The organism is Salegentibacter lacus (assembly GCF_020164555.1).
Lineage (GTDB): Bacteria > Bacteroidota > Bacteroidia > Flavobacteriales > Flavobacteriaceae > Salegentibacter > Salegentibacter lacus.
In genome coordinates, this window is record NZ_JAIQZB010000011.1 from 1 (window position 1) to 15,305 (window position 15,305).

The window sequence follows — 15,305 nt, forward strand, 5'->3', positions numbered from 1 at the left end:
GATCTCAGGTGAGACCTCCATACTATGGGGCATTAATCCAAGTTTCCCTGGGCTATTCCCCGCTAAAAGGTAGGTTGTATACGCGTTACGCACCCGTGCGCCGGTCGTCAGCAAAAGAGCAAGCTCTCCCCTGTTACCCCTCGACTTGCATGTGTTAGGCCTGCCGCTAGCGTTCATCCTGAGCCAGGATCAAACTCTTCATCGTTGTTTCTTAATATAATTACAACAATCAAACGTCTGTACTCAAAGATGACTTTTCTAGTCTTAATTCTAAATTATTTGTAAAAATTGCTAATGCAATTTTACGCGCTGTCAATTCAATAAATCAATGAACTTCCCCGGTATTACCCGAGATATTCTTGCTAAAACAAAAGGACTCGAACCTTTACTCTTTACTTACCCACCCGGGATTTCTTTTCAATATTTTGGGAACTTGTTTCCGCTGTAAGCGGCTGCAAATATACACTACTTTTTCTTTACAAGCCAAATATTTTTTAATAAAATTTTTGACTTTATTTTTAAAAAGCAACTCCTTAAAAGAACTCTAAAAACAACACCGTTTTCTAAACAAAACCTTCGCTGTTTTTGCGGCTGCAAATATACAACCCCTTTTAGTTCTCACAAGTAAAAAATAATATTTTTTTACTTTTAATTTTTAAAGCTTTTTCAAACCTTAAAAACCTTGCATCTCCCAGTATGTAATGAACTTACCACTTTACTCCCCAACCCTCGTTGTGTCTCAAAGCGGGTGCAAATATACGCGGGTTTTATTCCCCCGCAAGCCCCAAATAACAATTTTTTAATGAAATCTTAAAACCATCCTCTAAGACTCTCAATAAAAGGAACTTGTAAGATAAAAAAATTTTGAGAAATATTTTAAAAGAATTTAGTTAATGTTTCAGAATAAAGCAACCTCTCTCTATTTGTAATTCATCAAGAAATATTGTCCTTTATATATAAGTATATTGCGCAGGCAAAATCAACCTATTATCTTTGCGCTCATTAAAAACTACATATACATGATTAAGGTAAGCTTGCCCGATGGCAGTATAAAAGAATTTGAAAAAGGATCTACTCCAATGGACGTAGCTAATAGTATTAGCTCTGGATTGGCCCGAAACGTTATTTCAGCAAAATTCAACAACAATATTGTAGAAGTTTCTACGCCATTAACCACAGATGGAAGTTTAACCCTATTTACCTGGAAAGATGACGAAGGCAAAAAAGCTTTTTGGCATTCTACCTCTCACGTAATGGCCCAGGCTATAGAAGAAATGTATCCAGATTCTAAATTAACCATTGGCCCGGCGATTGAAAATGGATTCTATTATGATGTAGATTTTGGCGAACACAAGCTTTCTGAAAACGATTTTAAAAAGATCGAAGACAGAATGCTGGAGATTGCCCGCGAAAAACATGATTTTAAATTAAGGGAGGTTTCAAAAACAAATGCCCTCTCCTATTATAAGCAACAAAACAATCAGTTTAAAGTAGAATTAATCGAGAACCTGGACGACGGTGAAATTACTTTCTGCGATCACGATACCTTTACCGATCTTTGCCGCGGTGGTCATATCCCGAATACCGGATTTATAAAAGCCGTGAAACTAATGAGTGTTGCCGGGGCTTACTGGCGCGGGGACGAAAATAATCCGCAGTTAACGCGTGTTTACGGAATATCATTTCCGAAGCAAAAAGAATTAAAAGAATATTTAGAGCTGCTTGAAGAAGCAAAGAAGAGAGACCACAGAAAACTTGGGAAAGAACTTGAATTATTCACGTTCTCTCAAAAAGTTGGACAAGGACTTCCGCTATGGCTTCCAAAAGGAGCTGCTTTAAGGGAACGTCTGGAAGATTTCTTGAAGAAGGCTCAGAAAAAAGCTGGTTATGAAATGGTAGTAAGTCCGCATATTGGGCAAAAAGAACTATATGTAACTTCAGGACACTATGCCAAATATGGGGAAGATAGTTTTCAGCCTATTAAAACTCCTAATGAAGGTGAAGAGTTCCTATTAAAACCTATGAACTGTCCGCACCACTGCGAAATTTATAATGCTACTTCCTGGAGTTATCGCGATCTCCCAAAACGTTTTGCTGAATTCGGTACTGTTTACCGTTACGAACAAAGCGGGGAATTACATGGGTTAACGCGGGTTAGAGGGTTTACTCAAGATGATGCGCATATTTTCTGTACTCCAGATCAGTTAGATGAAGAATTCAAAAAAGTAATTGATCTTACCTTATATGTGTTCGATTCTTTAGGCTTTGATAACTTCACCGCGCAAGTTTCATTGAGAGATCCAGAGAATAAAGAAAAATATATAGGATCTGACGATGTTTGGGAGAAAGCTGAAACTGCCATCATTAACGCAGCTAAAGAAAAAGGATTAAATTACGTGGTAGAAACCGGGGAAGCTGCTTTCTATGGACCAAAGTTGGACTTTATGGTAAAGGACGCACTTGGCAGAAGCTGGCAACTTGGCACCATTCAGGTAGACTACAACCTGCCAGAACGTTTTGAACTGAGTTACAAAGGAAGTGACAACGAGACACACCGTCCGGTAATGATTCACCGCGCACCTTTTGGTAGTATGGAGCGCTTTATCGCTATCTTACTGGAGCATACCGCGGGTAACTTCCCATTGTGGTTAATGCCAGAACAGGCTATGGTGCTATCAATCAGTGAGAAATATGAAAAATACGCTCAAAAAGTTTTAACTTTGCTCGAAAATAACGAAATTCGCGCTTTGGCAGATAACCGAAATGAAACCATCGGGAAGAAAATTCGGGAAGCCGAAATGAATAAATTCCCGTATATGTTGATTATAGGGGAACAGGAAGAGAAGGATGGTACGGTTTCTGTACGAAAGAGAGGGGAAGGCGATATTGGCACTATGCCGGTAGAAGACTTTGCCGCAATTATAAATAACGAAATCAAAAAAACGTTGAAGACGTTTGAAGTTTAACCAAAAATAGATCAGCCATAGCAATACGTAGAAAAAAATCGAAAAGACCGCTTAGAGCAGTTAAAGAGGATCAACACCGGATTAACCAAAAAATCAGGGCAGAAGAAGTTCGCCTTGTAGGTGATAATGTAGAAATGGGCGTTTATCCAACCAAGGAAGCATTAACTATAGCCGAAGATTTAGGTTTGGATTTGGTAGAAATATCTCCAGATGCAAAACCACCGGTGGTAAAAGCGATGGATTACAAAAAGTTTCTTTACGAACAAAAGAAGCGCGAAAAGGTAATGAAAGCCAAAGCGAGCAAAGTTGTTGTAAAAGAAATACGTTTTGGTCCTAATACCGATGATCACGATTACGAATTTAAAAAACGTAATGCAGAGAAATTCTTAAAGGATGGTGCAAAGCTTAAAGCTTTCGTATTTTTTAAAGGTAGATCTATCGTATTTAAGGATAAAGGAGAAATCCTATTGCTTAGATTAGCTCAGGATCTTGAAGAACTTGGAAAAGTCGAACAAATGCCAAAACTGGAAGGAAAACGTATGACAATGTTTTTATCTCCAAGAAAAGCAAAATAGAATAAAGAATAATAAGAGAGTTATAATATAAAAAGAGGATAACATGCCGAAAATGAAAACAAAATCTAGTGCCAAAAAGCGTTTTAAGCTAACCGGTACTGGGAAAATAAAAAGAAAGCACGCGTTTAAGAGTCACATCTTAACAAAGAAGTCTAAAAAACGTAAGCTGGCTTTAACGCATAGTACTTTAGTACACGATGCAGATAAGTCCAATGTTAAACTTATGTTGCGTTTAAAGTAACATTAAGCTCTTAACGGTTTAAATAATTTAAAAACCCTGGAGTTGGGCAACACTTCGACTGCGCTCAGTGTGACAGTTTGAAGTTTAAGTTAAAAGTGTCGACTATCGACCGCCTGCTACAAAACACACAAAAATATGCCAAGATCAGTAAATTCAGTTGCAAAGAGAGCCAGAAGAAAAAAGGTTCTTAAGCAAGCAAAAGGTTACTTCGGACGTCGTAAAAACGTTTGGACAGTAGCCAAAAACGCGGTAGAAAAAGCAATGCTTTACTCATATAGAGACCGCAAAGTAAAGAAACGTAATTTCCGTTCACTGTGGATATTGCGTATCAACGCTGCAGCCCGTGAACACGGTATGTCTTATTCTCAATTTATGGGAGCTGCGAAAGCAAATGGAATAGGTTTAAACCGTAAGGTACTTGCCGATTTGGCAATGAATCATCCAGAAGCTTTTAAAGCAGTTGTAGATAAAGTAAAGTAAATACAAACAATTATACTCTCTTATTTAAAAATCCGGTTCTTTATTGAACCGGATTTTTTTATGCTTTGTTTTTTCTTTGGAAATAATTTAAACTCCGTAAAGGCTTAAAACCAGTTTTCGGGAGCCGCCATTATCTCTATGTTCTGCCAAATAAATTCCCTGCCAGGTTCCTAAATTCAATTTTCCATTGGTGATGGGAATCTGAAGTAAATTTCCAAGTAAGGAGGCCTTAATATGAGCAGGCATATCATCTGATCCTTCTAAAGTATGTTTATAATACGGCATATTTTCAGGAACCATCTCATTAAAATGACTTTCAAAATCTTCGCGCACTGTCGGATCGGCGTTTTCGTTTATAGTAATTCCTGCGGAAGTATGTTTAATAAACACATTTAGCATTCCTGAATTAATTTCCTTCAATTCAGGTAATTGACTCTCCACTTCATCGGTTACGATATGAAAACCCCTCTGTCTTGCTTTTAATTTTATTTCTCTCTGAAAAAATTTCATAGTTATTTCTTATTACTTTCTTTTAAATATATTCCTGTAAAAGCTAAAATACCAACTGAAATTAATAATATAGAATAAACTGAAGAAGACAACTCGATTACATCAGTTAAATCTAATACCAGAAAAATCACTAAATTAAGTTTACAACACTTAATACTTTTATCAGAATGCTGAACTTCATTTTAAGTTTTTTGTGGTTTTTTCTTTGCTGCGGGAAAAAGAACATTGTTCAAAATAAGTCGATATCCCGGAGAAGTTGGATGTAATTCCAGTTCAGTTTTTGGATCCCCTACTCTATGCTGATAATCTTCAGGATCGTGCCCGCCGTAAAAGGTAAAAAAGCCTTTTCCTTTTATGCCGTGAATATAGCGCGCTTCACCATTTAATTTACTTTCTCCCATCACCAAAACATTGGCCTTAATATTATCTGGATTATAGGCAGTAGTTTGTCCCATAAACCCTTTAACCAGACGTGTATGATTTTGAGTCAGCATAGTAGGCACCACATCCCATTTAGCTGAAAAATCCATTAAAGTAAAATAATCTGTTTCCTTCGGAATGTTTCTTTTTGCAGTCATATCAATTGAAGAAAACTCGTAAACCATCGGACTGCGTTCTAACGTAAAATCGGTAAAAGCTAAAGTCTTACTGAAATCTATTTTAGATTGATAACCGGGCTCGCTGGGATCACCATCAAACATAGTTTCGGCAATATCAACTCCTTCCGCAGCGAGAGCGATATCAAAACTATCGGTCGCACTGCACATTGCAAACATGAATCCACCACCAACTACATAATCTCTTATTTTTAAAGCGACAGCTAACTTTTCTTCAGAAACCTTATCGTAACCTAATTTTTGAGCCAAAGCTTCAGACTCTTCCTTTTCCTGAATATACCAGGGCGTGGCTCTAAATGTTCTATAAAATTTCCCATATTGACCGGTAAAATCTTCGTGGTGTAAATGCAGCCAATCAAATAAAACCAGGGCATCATTTAGCACAGCTTCATCATAAATGGTTTTATAAGGAATTTCGGCATAAGTTAGCGCCATGGTCACCGCATCATCCCAGGGCTTATTTCCCTGTGGAGAATACACCGCGATTTTGGGGGCTTTTTCCAATTCTACGCTTTCCATATTCTGGGAAGGACTACTAATTTCTTCTAAAATTGACTGAGTTTTATCGTTGCTTATAACTTCAAAAGAAACTCCGCGTATTTTGCATTCCCGTCGTAATTCTTCAGTATCAGAAATTAAAAAAGAACCTCCGCGGTAGTTGAGCAACCACCTAACTTCTAATTCTTCTTCTAAAGCAAAATAGGTGATTCCGTAGGCTTTTAAATGATTCTTCTGGGAATCTTCATCCATAGGAATAAGCAGTTGTGAGGCTGAAACCTGGAAACAACTAAAAAGCAGCGAAACAAAAAAGACCAGAATAACGGCTGTTTTGCCGCTTTTCTGGTCTTTTTGAAATATTTTAGTTAAGCTATTCTTTCTTATTTTATTAGAAATTTTAAAATGGCACTTCGTCATCGTCATCATTATTAAATCCACTGTTCATCGAACTGCCAAAAGCTTCATTTGCGCTGGGATTTGGCAGATTTGGAGATCCAAACTCGTTCCCTTCATTTTCACCGGTGTTCATTTTCGAATGATATTCAAAAGGCGAATCGAACTCTTCTAAGTTATCAAATTTACCAAGATGACCAATGAATTTAAGACGTATATTATCCAGGCCACCGTTTCTGTGCTTAGCAACGATAAATTCACCCTGCCCATCGGTTGGAGTACGTTCTTCATCATCCCATTCTTCAATTTTATAATATTCTGGACGATAAATAAAGGAAACAATATCGGCATCCTGCTCAATCGCTCCAGATTCCCTAAGGTCAGAAAGCAGTGGCCGCTTGCTTCCACCCCTGGTTTCTACCGCACGCGATAACTGAGAAAGTGCAATCACCGGAATATTTAATTCCTTCGCAAGAGCCTTTAGGTTTCGGGAAATAGTAGAAATTTCCTGTTCCCTGTTTCCTCCTCCTTTTTGACTTCCACCTGCCGTCATTAACTGCAAATAATCAATTACAATAAGTTTAATGCCGTGTTGGGAAGCTAACCTTCTCGCTTTTGCCCTAAGGTCAAAGATGGAAAGTGAAGGTGTATCATCTATAAATAAAGGTGCATTTTCTAAATCTTTCACCTTTACGTTAAGTTGCTCCCATTCGTGTTTTTCTAGGTTTCCAGTTCTTAATTTTTCTGAAGAAAGTCCGGTTTCCGAAGAAATTAAACGGGTTATTAGCTGTACTGCCGACATCTCCAGAGAGAAGAAAGCCACGGGCATATTTTGCCCAACAGAAATATTCCTGGCCATAGATAAGGTTAGAGCCGTTTTACCCATCCCGGGACGTGCAGCAACAATAATAAGATCACTGGGTTGCCAGCCGGAAGTTAATTGGTCTAACTTATCGAAACCTGACGGAACACCACTTAAACCTTCTTTATTAGAGATCTCCTCAATTCTATTCTTGGCCTGTATAACCAAACTCTGAGCGGTCTCGGTAGATTTCTGAATATTCCCCTGGGTTACTTCGTATAATTTGGCTTCAGCGCTATCTAAAAGATCAAAAACATCGGTAGATTCGTCGTAAGCTTCTTCAATAATTTCGTTGGAAATTTTTATTAAACTGCGCTGAATGTATTTCTGAAGAATAATACGCGCGTGAAACTCAATATGCGCCGAAGAAGAAACTTTTTGGGTTAGCTGAATCAGGTAATAATCGCCCCCCGATTTTTCAAAATTACCATCCTTCTTTAATTGGTTAGAAACGGTTAATAAGTCAATCGCCTCTGTGTTTTCGAAGAGTTTATGTATAGCTTCGAAAATTAATTTATGAGAGTTTTTATAGAAAGCATCAGGGCTAAGGATATCAATAATTTCATCTACCCCTTTTTTATCAATCATCATTGCCCCTAACACAACCTCTTCTAAATCAACCGCTTGAGGCGGAAGTTTTCCTTTTTCAAGGCTAATAACGTTGCTTTTCTTTGCTGAAAATTGCTGTGGGGCGGTGATTTTTTCCATATCACGAAAGTATTAAATTTGTTAAGAGCATCTTAATTTTAGATACGTTACTTAATTAACCAGTCATCAACAATTCACTTGTTGAAAACTTAATAATAGTGTTGATAAGTGCAAAAAAAACCGAAACCAGGGTTTCGGAAATTTAAGAAGTTATGATATGTAAGGTTTTAGCCTTTAAAAACTCCCATATCTAAATACTTATCCATCCTTTTATTCACTAAGTCTGTTGGTGATAAGTTTTTAAATTCAGAATATGCTCCTAAAATTGCATTTTTTACCGTATCGAAAGTTTCCTCTCTATTACTGTGAGCTCCTCCAATTGGTTCTTTTACAATCTCGTCTATAAGTTTCTGTTTTTTCATATCCTTGGCAGTAAGCTTTAAAGCATCTGCAGCTTGTTCTTTATATTCCCAGCTGCGCCAAAGAATAGAAGAACAAGATTCAGGAGAAATCACAGAATACCAGGTGTTTTCTAACATCATCACCTTATCTCCAACCCCAATTCCTAAAGCACCACCGCTAGCACCTTCACCAATTATAACGACAATAATTGGCACTTTTAGCCTTGTCATTTCCAGGATATTTCGGGCAATCGCTTCACCCTGGCCGCGTTCTTCAGCCTCAAGTCCTGGATAAGCGCCCGGAGTATCTACAAATGTCACCACAGGAAGCCCAAACTTCTCTGCCGATTTCATTAAACGTAAAGCTTTGCGGTAACCTTCGGGATTTGCCATCCCAAAATTTCTGTATTGCCTGGTTTTAGTATTATAGCCTTTTTGCTGACCAATAAACATAAAACTCTGATCTTCTATTTTACCAAGACCACCAATCATCGCTTTATCGTCTTTTACATTTCTATCGCCGTGAAGCTCTAAAAAAGTATCTCCGCAAATAGCATTTATGTAATCTAAGGTGTAGGGGCGATTTGGATGCCTGGAAAGCTGAACCCGTTGCCAGGCCGTTAAATTCTTATATATATCTTTTCGGGTCTCCTTTAATTTCTTCTCAATCTGCCTGCAAGTAGCCGTAACATCAACATCACTTTCTTTACCTATGTTACAGGCTTTTGCGTACTGCTCTTCCAACTCTTTAATGGGTAATTCAAATTCTAAATATTCCATAAGTTGTTATGCTTTGTTTTTTATTAGCTTACAAATATAACAAACTTTAAAAGGAAGAATTATGTAGAAAGACCATTAATTTTTGAGAAATTTCCCCGCTTATCTTTTGGCTCTATAAAGCAGGAAAATAGCGAGAATACCAAAACTGATATTTGGAAACCAAACGGCAATTAATGGCGAAAAGGTAGACTGCTCTGCCATAGTACCAAAAACCTTATCGAAAAATATAAAAATGAAGGCCAAAGTGATTCCTACGGCAAGATTAACACCCATTCCTCCACGACGTTTCATAGAAGAGACAGCCACCGCGATAATTGTTAGAATAAATGCCGAAACCGGGGTGCTCCATCTTTTATAGGCAACCACGAGGTAACGGTTTATATTTCCAGACCCGCGGCGACGTTCTTGTTCAATAAATTCGTTTAATTCAGTATAATTTAAGGTTTCAGCGATATAAGTTTCAGGAGTAAGTTCATCAAATTCAAACGGAAGAATAGTATCCAGTTTATTTTGATGAAAAATAGAATCTTCATCCACGCCAACAATGCGCTTATTGACATTCCTTAAAGAATAAGTCGTGTCTTCTGGATTAAATCTTAGACTGGAAGCACTTATTTTAAATTCAAGTTTATTTCCTTCAAAATGCTCTAAAGTAAAATTTCGAGCCGATTTCCCCAAGGGCTGAAAATGACTGGCATAAATAAACTCATCATCATTTATTTGCCTGTAAACATCCCTGGTTTCCTGGGTTTCGGTTCCTTTCTTAAGATATTCATATTTAAATTCATTAAAGCCCTTACTGGCTTTTGGAGCAAGAAACATTCCTAGAATTAAGGCTAAAATACAAACAATGGTAGCGCCAATAAGATATGGTCTTAAAAACCTCCAAAAAGAAACCCCACTACTTAAAAAAGCTATAATTTCGGTATTATTAGCCAGTTTGGAAGTAAACCAAATCACCGATAAAAACAGGAAAAGCGGAAATAATAAATTAGCAAAATAGATTGTAAAATCTACATAATAAAGGGCCACTTCTATAAAAGGCACTTCATTATCCAATATTTTTCCAATTTTTTCCGCAAGGTTAACCGTAATTCCAATTGGTATAAATAGCAAAAGCATCAGAAAAAAAGTTCCCAAATAGCGTTTTAATATGTACCAATCTAAAATCTTCAAGGTCTAAAGTCTTTTGTCCATTTGTTTTACCATCATATTTTTCCAGCTGGTAAAATCCCCGGCTAATATATGTTTTCTAGCTTCACGCACCAACCACATATAAAATCCAAGATTATGAATAGTAGCAATTTGCTTGCCGAGAAGTTCATTTACGCTAAATAAATGCCTAACATAAGCTTTGCTGTAATCGGTATCTACAAAAGTGGTTCCCATTTCATCTATAGGAGAGAAATCGTCTTCCCACTTTTTATTTTTAATATTGATCGTACCGTGTGCTGTAAAAAGCATCCCGTTTCGGGCATTTCTTGTAGGCATCACACAATCAAACATATCTACACCCAGCGCAATATTTTCCAGGATATTTATAGGAGTTCCCACGCCCATTAAATATCGTGGTTTATCTTCCGGAAGAATTTCAGTGACAACTTCTGTCATCGCGTACATTTCTTCAGCTGGTTCTCCTACTGAAAGTCCGCCAATCGCGTTTCCTTCAGCGCCAACTGAAGCAATATATTCTGCAGATTGTTCTCTTAAATCTTTATAAGTACTCCCCTGAACTATGGGAAAAAGCGTTTGATTAAATCCATATAAAGGATCTACTTTATCCAAATGGCTCACACACCTGTCTAGCCATCTATGCGTCATATGCATAGAACGTTTAGCGTATTTATAATCACAGGGATAAGGTGTACATTCGTCAAAAGCCATAATGATATCGGCACCAATAGCACGTTGAATTTCCATCACATTTTCCGGTGTAAAAACGTGGTAGGAACCGTCTATATGCGATTTAAACTTTACGCCTTCTTCCTTGATTTTTCTTCTTGCAGAAAGTGAATATACCTGGTAGCCGCCACTATCGGTTAAAATATTTCGATCCCAGTTCATAAACTTATGTAAGCCGCCGGCTTTCTTAAGAATTTCGGTTTGGGGGCGTAAATAAAGGTGATAGGTATTCCCTAAAATTATATCTGGATTTATTTCTTCTTTAAGTTCCCGCTGGTGTACTCCTTTAACCGAAGCCACTGTTCCCACAGGCATAAATATTGGGGTTTCAATCTTACCGTGATCGGTTGTAATGGTCCCAGCACGGGCTTTACTACCGGCATCGGTACTCAACAAATCAAATTTCATAATGCTTTTTAAGTGAGTGCAAAGATACTTAAGTAAACTCCCTTTTGGCAAACCCAAGTGGCATTAAAATATTTTTTTTTGATTTCGAGACAAACTTAGAGCATTTAAATTTCGATTATCGAGTAAAAACCAAATAAAAGAAGTCAAAAAAAGAAATTTGTTAGTTACTTGATTAGTTTTCTTAATAACTGGGAGGCAAGCACTTTGACAAAGCTTTATAAAAACCTATTTTTGTGGCTATTATTTATTTTAACAACACAATTTTACTTTAATGTCAAAAATCAAAGAATTAGAAGATTTTGCTACCCAGGTTCGCCGGGATATTTTAAGGCAGGTTCATAAAGTGAATTCAGGTCACCCAGGAGGCTCTTTGGGTTGCACCGAATTTTTTACCGCGTTGTATCAGGGCGGAATTATGGAACACAAACCCGAGTTTAATATGGATGGGAAAGACGAAGATTTATTCTTCCTTTCTAACGGCCATATTTCGCCGGTTTTTTATAGTGTTTTAGCCAGAAGTGGTTATTTTCCTGTAGATGAATTGAATACTTTTCGTCTTATAGATTCCAGGTTACAAGGACACCCAACAACTCACGAAGGCCTACCGGGTATTCGTGTAGCTTCAGGTTCACTTGGTCAGGGGATGTCTGTAGCACTTGGTGCCGCACAAGCCAAAAAGCTTAATAAAGATAGTCACTTGATATTCTCACTTCACGGTGATGGAGAACTTCAGGAAGGTCAAAACTGGGAGGCTATTATGTATGCCGCTGGAAATAAAGTCGATAATATTATTGCTACGGTAGATCTTAATGGACAGCAAATTGACGGAAGTACCGAAACTGTTTTGCCAATGGGCAACTTAAAAGCCAAATTTGAGGCTTTCGGCTGGGATGTTATGGAGATTGAAGATGGTAACGATATGCAACAGGTACTTGATGGTTTAACCGAGGCCAAATCCCGCACCGGCAAAGGAAAACCGGTTTGCGTATTAATGACTACAGTAATGGGCAACGGCGTAGATTTTATGATGCACACTCACGCGTGGCACGGAAAAGCGCCTAACGATGAGCAGTTGGAAACCGCGCTTTCACAAAACCCGGAAACTTTAGGAGACTATTAAACATAGATTTCCGCCTTCGCGGAAATGACAAAGAAATAAGAGCATGAAAACATATACAGATACAGGAAAGAAAGATACCCGTTCCGGTTTTGGGGATGGACTTACCGAGCTTGGAAGAACGAATCCTAATGTGGTAGCACTTTGTGCCGATCTTGTAGGATCACTTAAAATGCAGGATTTTATAGATGAAAATCCTGAGCGATTTTTCCAGGTAGGAATTGCAGAAGCCAATATGATGGGAATGGCTGCCGGTCTTACCATTGGCGGAAAAATCCCATTTGCAGGAACTTTTGCCAATTTTGCTACAGGAAGGGTTTACGATCAAATTCGCCAATCTATCGCCTATTCAGGGAAAAACGTAAAGATTTGCGCATCTCACTCGGGAGTGACATTGGGAGAAGATGGGGCAACCCACCAGATCCTGGAAGACATAGGTCTTATGAAAATGTTACCTGGAATGACGGTAATCAACACCTGCGATTATAACCAGACCAAAGCAGCAACATTAGCAATTGCCGAGCACGATGGGCCGGTTTATCTTCGTTTTGGAAGACCAAAAGTAGCTAATTTCACTGCTGAAGATCAGAAGTTCGAGATTGGGAAAGCCGTTCAACTTTATGATGGAGAAGATGTAACTATTATCGCTACCGGCCATTTGGTATGGGAAGCCATACAAGCGGCACAGAAACTTTCAGAAAAAGGGATTAGCGCCGATGTGATAAATATTCACACGATTAAACCTTTAGATGCTAAAGCCATTATCAAGTCGGTGAAAAAAACCGGTTGTGTAGTTACTGCAGAAGAACATAACTTCCTTGGTGGACTTGGAGAAAGCGTTGCTCGTACCCTAGCTGAAAATAATCCTGCACCGCAAGAATTTGTGGCCACCCAGGATACCTTTGGAGAAAGTGGAACACCAGAACAACTTTTTGAGAAATACGGACTTAACGCAGAAGCGATTATTAAAGCCACTGAAAAAGTATTAAAAAGAAAATAAAACATCTTTTTAATTATCTTTAAAGCCTTTGAGAACAAGATTCTTAAAGGCTTTTTTCATTTTATTAAAAATAAAAGGCACTATTTATGCGTTATCAAAACCTAACAATAAAACAATCTACTATGAAGAAATTAATGTTTATCGCTGTTTTCTTGTTTTCCTCCATAGGGCTTATGGCCCAGGAAGCAGATTTTGGAATTAAAGGTGGTTTCAACTATGGAGCTACCGGTGATCTTGAAAGAGAAAGCGCTGCGAACGATTTAGGTGAAATTATAGAAGGAAAAGAAAAATCTGGTTATCATATAGGGCTTTTCAGTCGCTTTGAGATTGTGGGAATTTTTCTTCAGCCAGAATTAATGTTCACACGCTTGAATACCGAATATGAAACTTTCAATTATAAAATTGATAAAATAGACGCTCCTATTTTGCTAGGTGTAAATGTTCTTGGTCCTTTAAATATTAAGGCAGGACCTTCTTTTCAATATATACTTAATAACGAACTTGAAGATACTACGCTAAAAATTGGCGACGTTGAAAAAGATATCACCGTTGGTTACCAGGTTGGTGCTGGCATAAACCTTGGCCGTTTGGGCTTTGATGTAAGATATGAAGGCGCATTTACCGAAAACACCGCTTTTAGTGAAGAGGCGTCAGATAATTTCTCAATAGATTCAAGACCTTCTCAATGGATCTTGAGTTTGTCTTACGCTTTTTAAGTTAAAAGCAACCAAACAGGAAAGTTCTATTCTGTTTAATAAAAAAGGAAGAGGTTCAGTAAAAAGACTTTCTTCGTCAAGTTGAACTAGTTTCAGCTTCTAGCATGTTTTAAAACAACTTAGATACTGAAACAAGTTCAGGATGACGTTTTTAAAGTTATTTTTTTACTTAACCTCTTTCCTATTAAAATTACTTAAGCTTTTACTTATTCAAAAGTATCAGGATCTAAATAATCTGGTGTTCCGTTTCCGTTAGAATCTGGAAATTCGAGAGTACCATCTTCATTAATAATTATTTCTTCTCGAGTTGGTTTTCCATCACCATCATCATCTGCATCAGCAAAATTTGGCGTTTCATCCTCGTCAGTATCATCGTCCATCACATCATTATTTTCATTCAAATCTTCCATCCAGCTAGGAATACCATCTCCATCGTGATCAGTTTCATTTACGCGATATAATTGAACGTTAAAAATAAGTGGACTATATGGTGGTATACTGGTTTGTCCACTAGAAAAATACCCAAGACCTGAAGGAAATATAAGAGCGCCAATTCCGTAGTCATCATTAAAATCAACAGTATTATCAGGATTAACTTTATAACCTGAAGCTCCTTTAAATTCTACAACTCCTGCAGAAAAACCTTTAATTAGCGTGGTAAGATCAAACCAAATTGGGGTGTTTGCGTTATCAAATGCACTAAGGTTTAATAATTCTCCGCGGTAACTAACAAGGGTAGAATCGGTGAATTTTGGCTGTTGCCCTTCACCTTCTCTAACTTTTAGCACATACATATTATATTCTACATCATTGTTCACCACCGTTTTCATCATTAGGTTTTCTTCTTCAGAAAGTGGTGTTTTATCAGAATTTTCACCGGCTATAGAATCTATTCTAACCATATAATCAAAATCATCAGAAGGATTTTCAAACTCCTCATAATTATAAAAATGGGTTTCCAGGAAATTATTTATAGAATCTGCATCAGTCAAAGCCTGTTCTTCGGGGTCTCTTTCCTCAAATTCCGGAGTATTCCTATTGTCATCTTCATCACAGGAAATTAAAGTTAAAGCTGAAATAAGGCTTAGAATAAAAAATTTGTTTAATCGCATTGTCTTTATTTTTGGCGCGCAAGATACAATATTCTTGTATTTTTGTTTAAGGATTAACGCAGTTTTAAAGGAGAGATTT

The 15,305-nt window shown here is 37.6% G+C and carries 14 protein-coding genes and 1 rRNA gene; 7 read left to right on the forward strand and 8 right to left on the reverse strand.

Going from position 1 to position 15,305, the window contains the following annotated elements:
- Positions 1–205, reverse strand: a 16S ribosomal RNA gene (locus LB465_RS10200); the annotation flags it as partial.
- A gap of 814 nt (positions 206–1,019) precedes the next feature.
- On the opposite strand from LB465_RS10200, the gene thrS reads away from it, so the two are divergent.
- From thrS to rplT, 4 genes are all read left to right on the forward strand, one after another.
- Positions 1,020–2,966: a threonine--tRNA ligase gene (thrS, locus tag LB465_RS10205; RefSeq protein WP_224469767.1), complete on the forward strand. Its 1,947-nt coding sequence runs from the start codon at positions 1,020–1,022 to the stop codon at positions 2,964–2,966.
- Positions 2,967–2,989: 23 nt separating this feature from the next.
- The gene (infC, locus tag LB465_RS10210; RefSeq protein WP_262707995.1) at positions 2,990–3,541 is read left to right on the forward strand and encodes a translation initiation factor IF-3; all 552 of its coding nucleotides are present in this window, start codon (positions 2,990–2,992) and stop codon (positions 3,539–3,541) included.
- A gap of 43 nt (positions 3,542–3,584) precedes the next feature.
- Positions 3,585–3,782, forward strand: coding sequence for a 50S ribosomal protein L35 (gene rpmI, locus LB465_RS10215; protein ID WP_079714698.1), 198 nt, complete (start codon positions 3,585–3,587; stop codon positions 3,780–3,782).
- Between the two features lie 135 nt (positions 3,783–3,917).
- On the forward strand, positions 3,918–4,262 hold the full coding sequence (gene rplT, locus LB465_RS10220; RefSeq protein WP_075327584.1) for a 50S ribosomal protein L20: 345 nt from the start codon (positions 3,918–3,920) through the stop codon (positions 4,260–4,262).
- Positions 4,263–4,349: 87 nt separating this feature from the next.
- On the opposite strand, the gene LB465_RS10225 is transcribed toward rplT, so the two are convergent.
- The 6 genes from LB465_RS10225 to tgt all read right to left on the reverse strand — a co-directional run bounded on the left by LB465_RS10225 (position 4,350) and on the right by tgt (position 11,281).
- Positions 4,350–4,772, reverse strand: coding sequence for a secondary thiamine-phosphate synthase enzyme YjbQ (locus LB465_RS10225; RefSeq protein ID WP_224469768.1), 423 nt, complete (start codon positions 4,770–4,772; stop codon positions 4,350–4,352).
- 182 nt (positions 4,773–4,954) lie between these two features.
- Entirely contained in the window at positions 4,955–6,139 is a 1,185-nt protein-coding gene (locus LB465_RS10230; protein WP_224469896.1) for an asparagine synthetase B, read from the reverse strand.
- 145 nt (positions 6,140–6,284) lie between these two features.
- Entirely contained in the window at positions 6,285–7,850 is a 1,566-nt protein-coding gene (gene dnaB / locus LB465_RS10235) for a replicative DNA helicase (RefSeq protein ID WP_224469769.1), read from the reverse strand.
- A gap of 167 nt (positions 7,851–8,017) precedes the next feature.
- Positions 8,018–8,971 (reverse strand): acetyl-CoA carboxylase carboxyltransferase subunit alpha, encoded by a 954-nt coding sequence (locus tag LB465_RS10240; RefSeq protein ID WP_224469770.1) that lies wholly within the window; start codon positions 8,969–8,971, stop codon positions 8,018–8,020.
- Between the two features lie 99 nt (positions 8,972–9,070).
- Positions 9,071–10,147, reverse strand: a complete 1,077-nt coding sequence (locus tag LB465_RS10245) for an LptF/LptG family permease (protein ID WP_224469771.1) — start codon at positions 10,145–10,147, stop codon at positions 9,071–9,073.
- Between the two features lie 3 nt (positions 10,148–10,150).
- The gene (gene tgt / locus LB465_RS10250; protein ID WP_224469772.1) at positions 10,151–11,281 is read right to left on the reverse strand and encodes a tRNA guanosine(34) transglycosylase Tgt; all 1,131 of its coding nucleotides are present in this window, start codon (positions 11,279–11,281) and stop codon (positions 10,151–10,153) included.
- Positions 11,282–11,552: 271 nt separating this feature from the next.
- Between tgt and LB465_RS10255 the strand changes: the two genes are divergently transcribed.
- The 3 genes from LB465_RS10255 (at position 11,553) to LB465_RS10265 (ending at position 14,114) form a co-directional block, all read left to right on the forward strand.
- Positions 11,553–12,401 carry a transketolase gene (locus LB465_RS10255; protein WP_224469773.1) on the forward strand — a complete coding sequence of 283 codons (849 nt, stop codon included), beginning with the start codon at positions 11,553–11,555 and terminating at the stop codon, positions 12,399–12,401.
- Between the two features lie 43 nt (positions 12,402–12,444).
- Positions 12,445–13,398, forward strand: a complete 954-nt coding sequence (locus LB465_RS10260) for a transketolase family protein (RefSeq protein WP_224469774.1) — start codon at positions 12,445–12,447, stop codon at positions 13,396–13,398.
- A 122-nt stretch (positions 13,399–13,520) separates the two neighbouring features.
- Positions 13,521–14,114: an outer membrane beta-barrel protein gene (locus LB465_RS10265; protein WP_224469775.1), complete on the forward strand. Its 594-nt coding sequence runs from the start codon at positions 13,521–13,523 to the stop codon at positions 14,112–14,114.
- Positions 14,115–14,320: 206 nt separating this feature from the next.
- Here LB465_RS10265 and LB465_RS10270 read toward each other — a convergent pair whose 3' ends face one another.
- Complete coding sequence (locus LB465_RS10270; protein WP_224469776.1) at positions 14,321–15,226, reverse strand: FKBP-type peptidyl-prolyl cis-trans isomerase; 906 nt, start codon at positions 15,224–15,226, stop codon at positions 14,321–14,323.
- Positions 15,227–15,305: the final 79 nt, after the last annotated feature.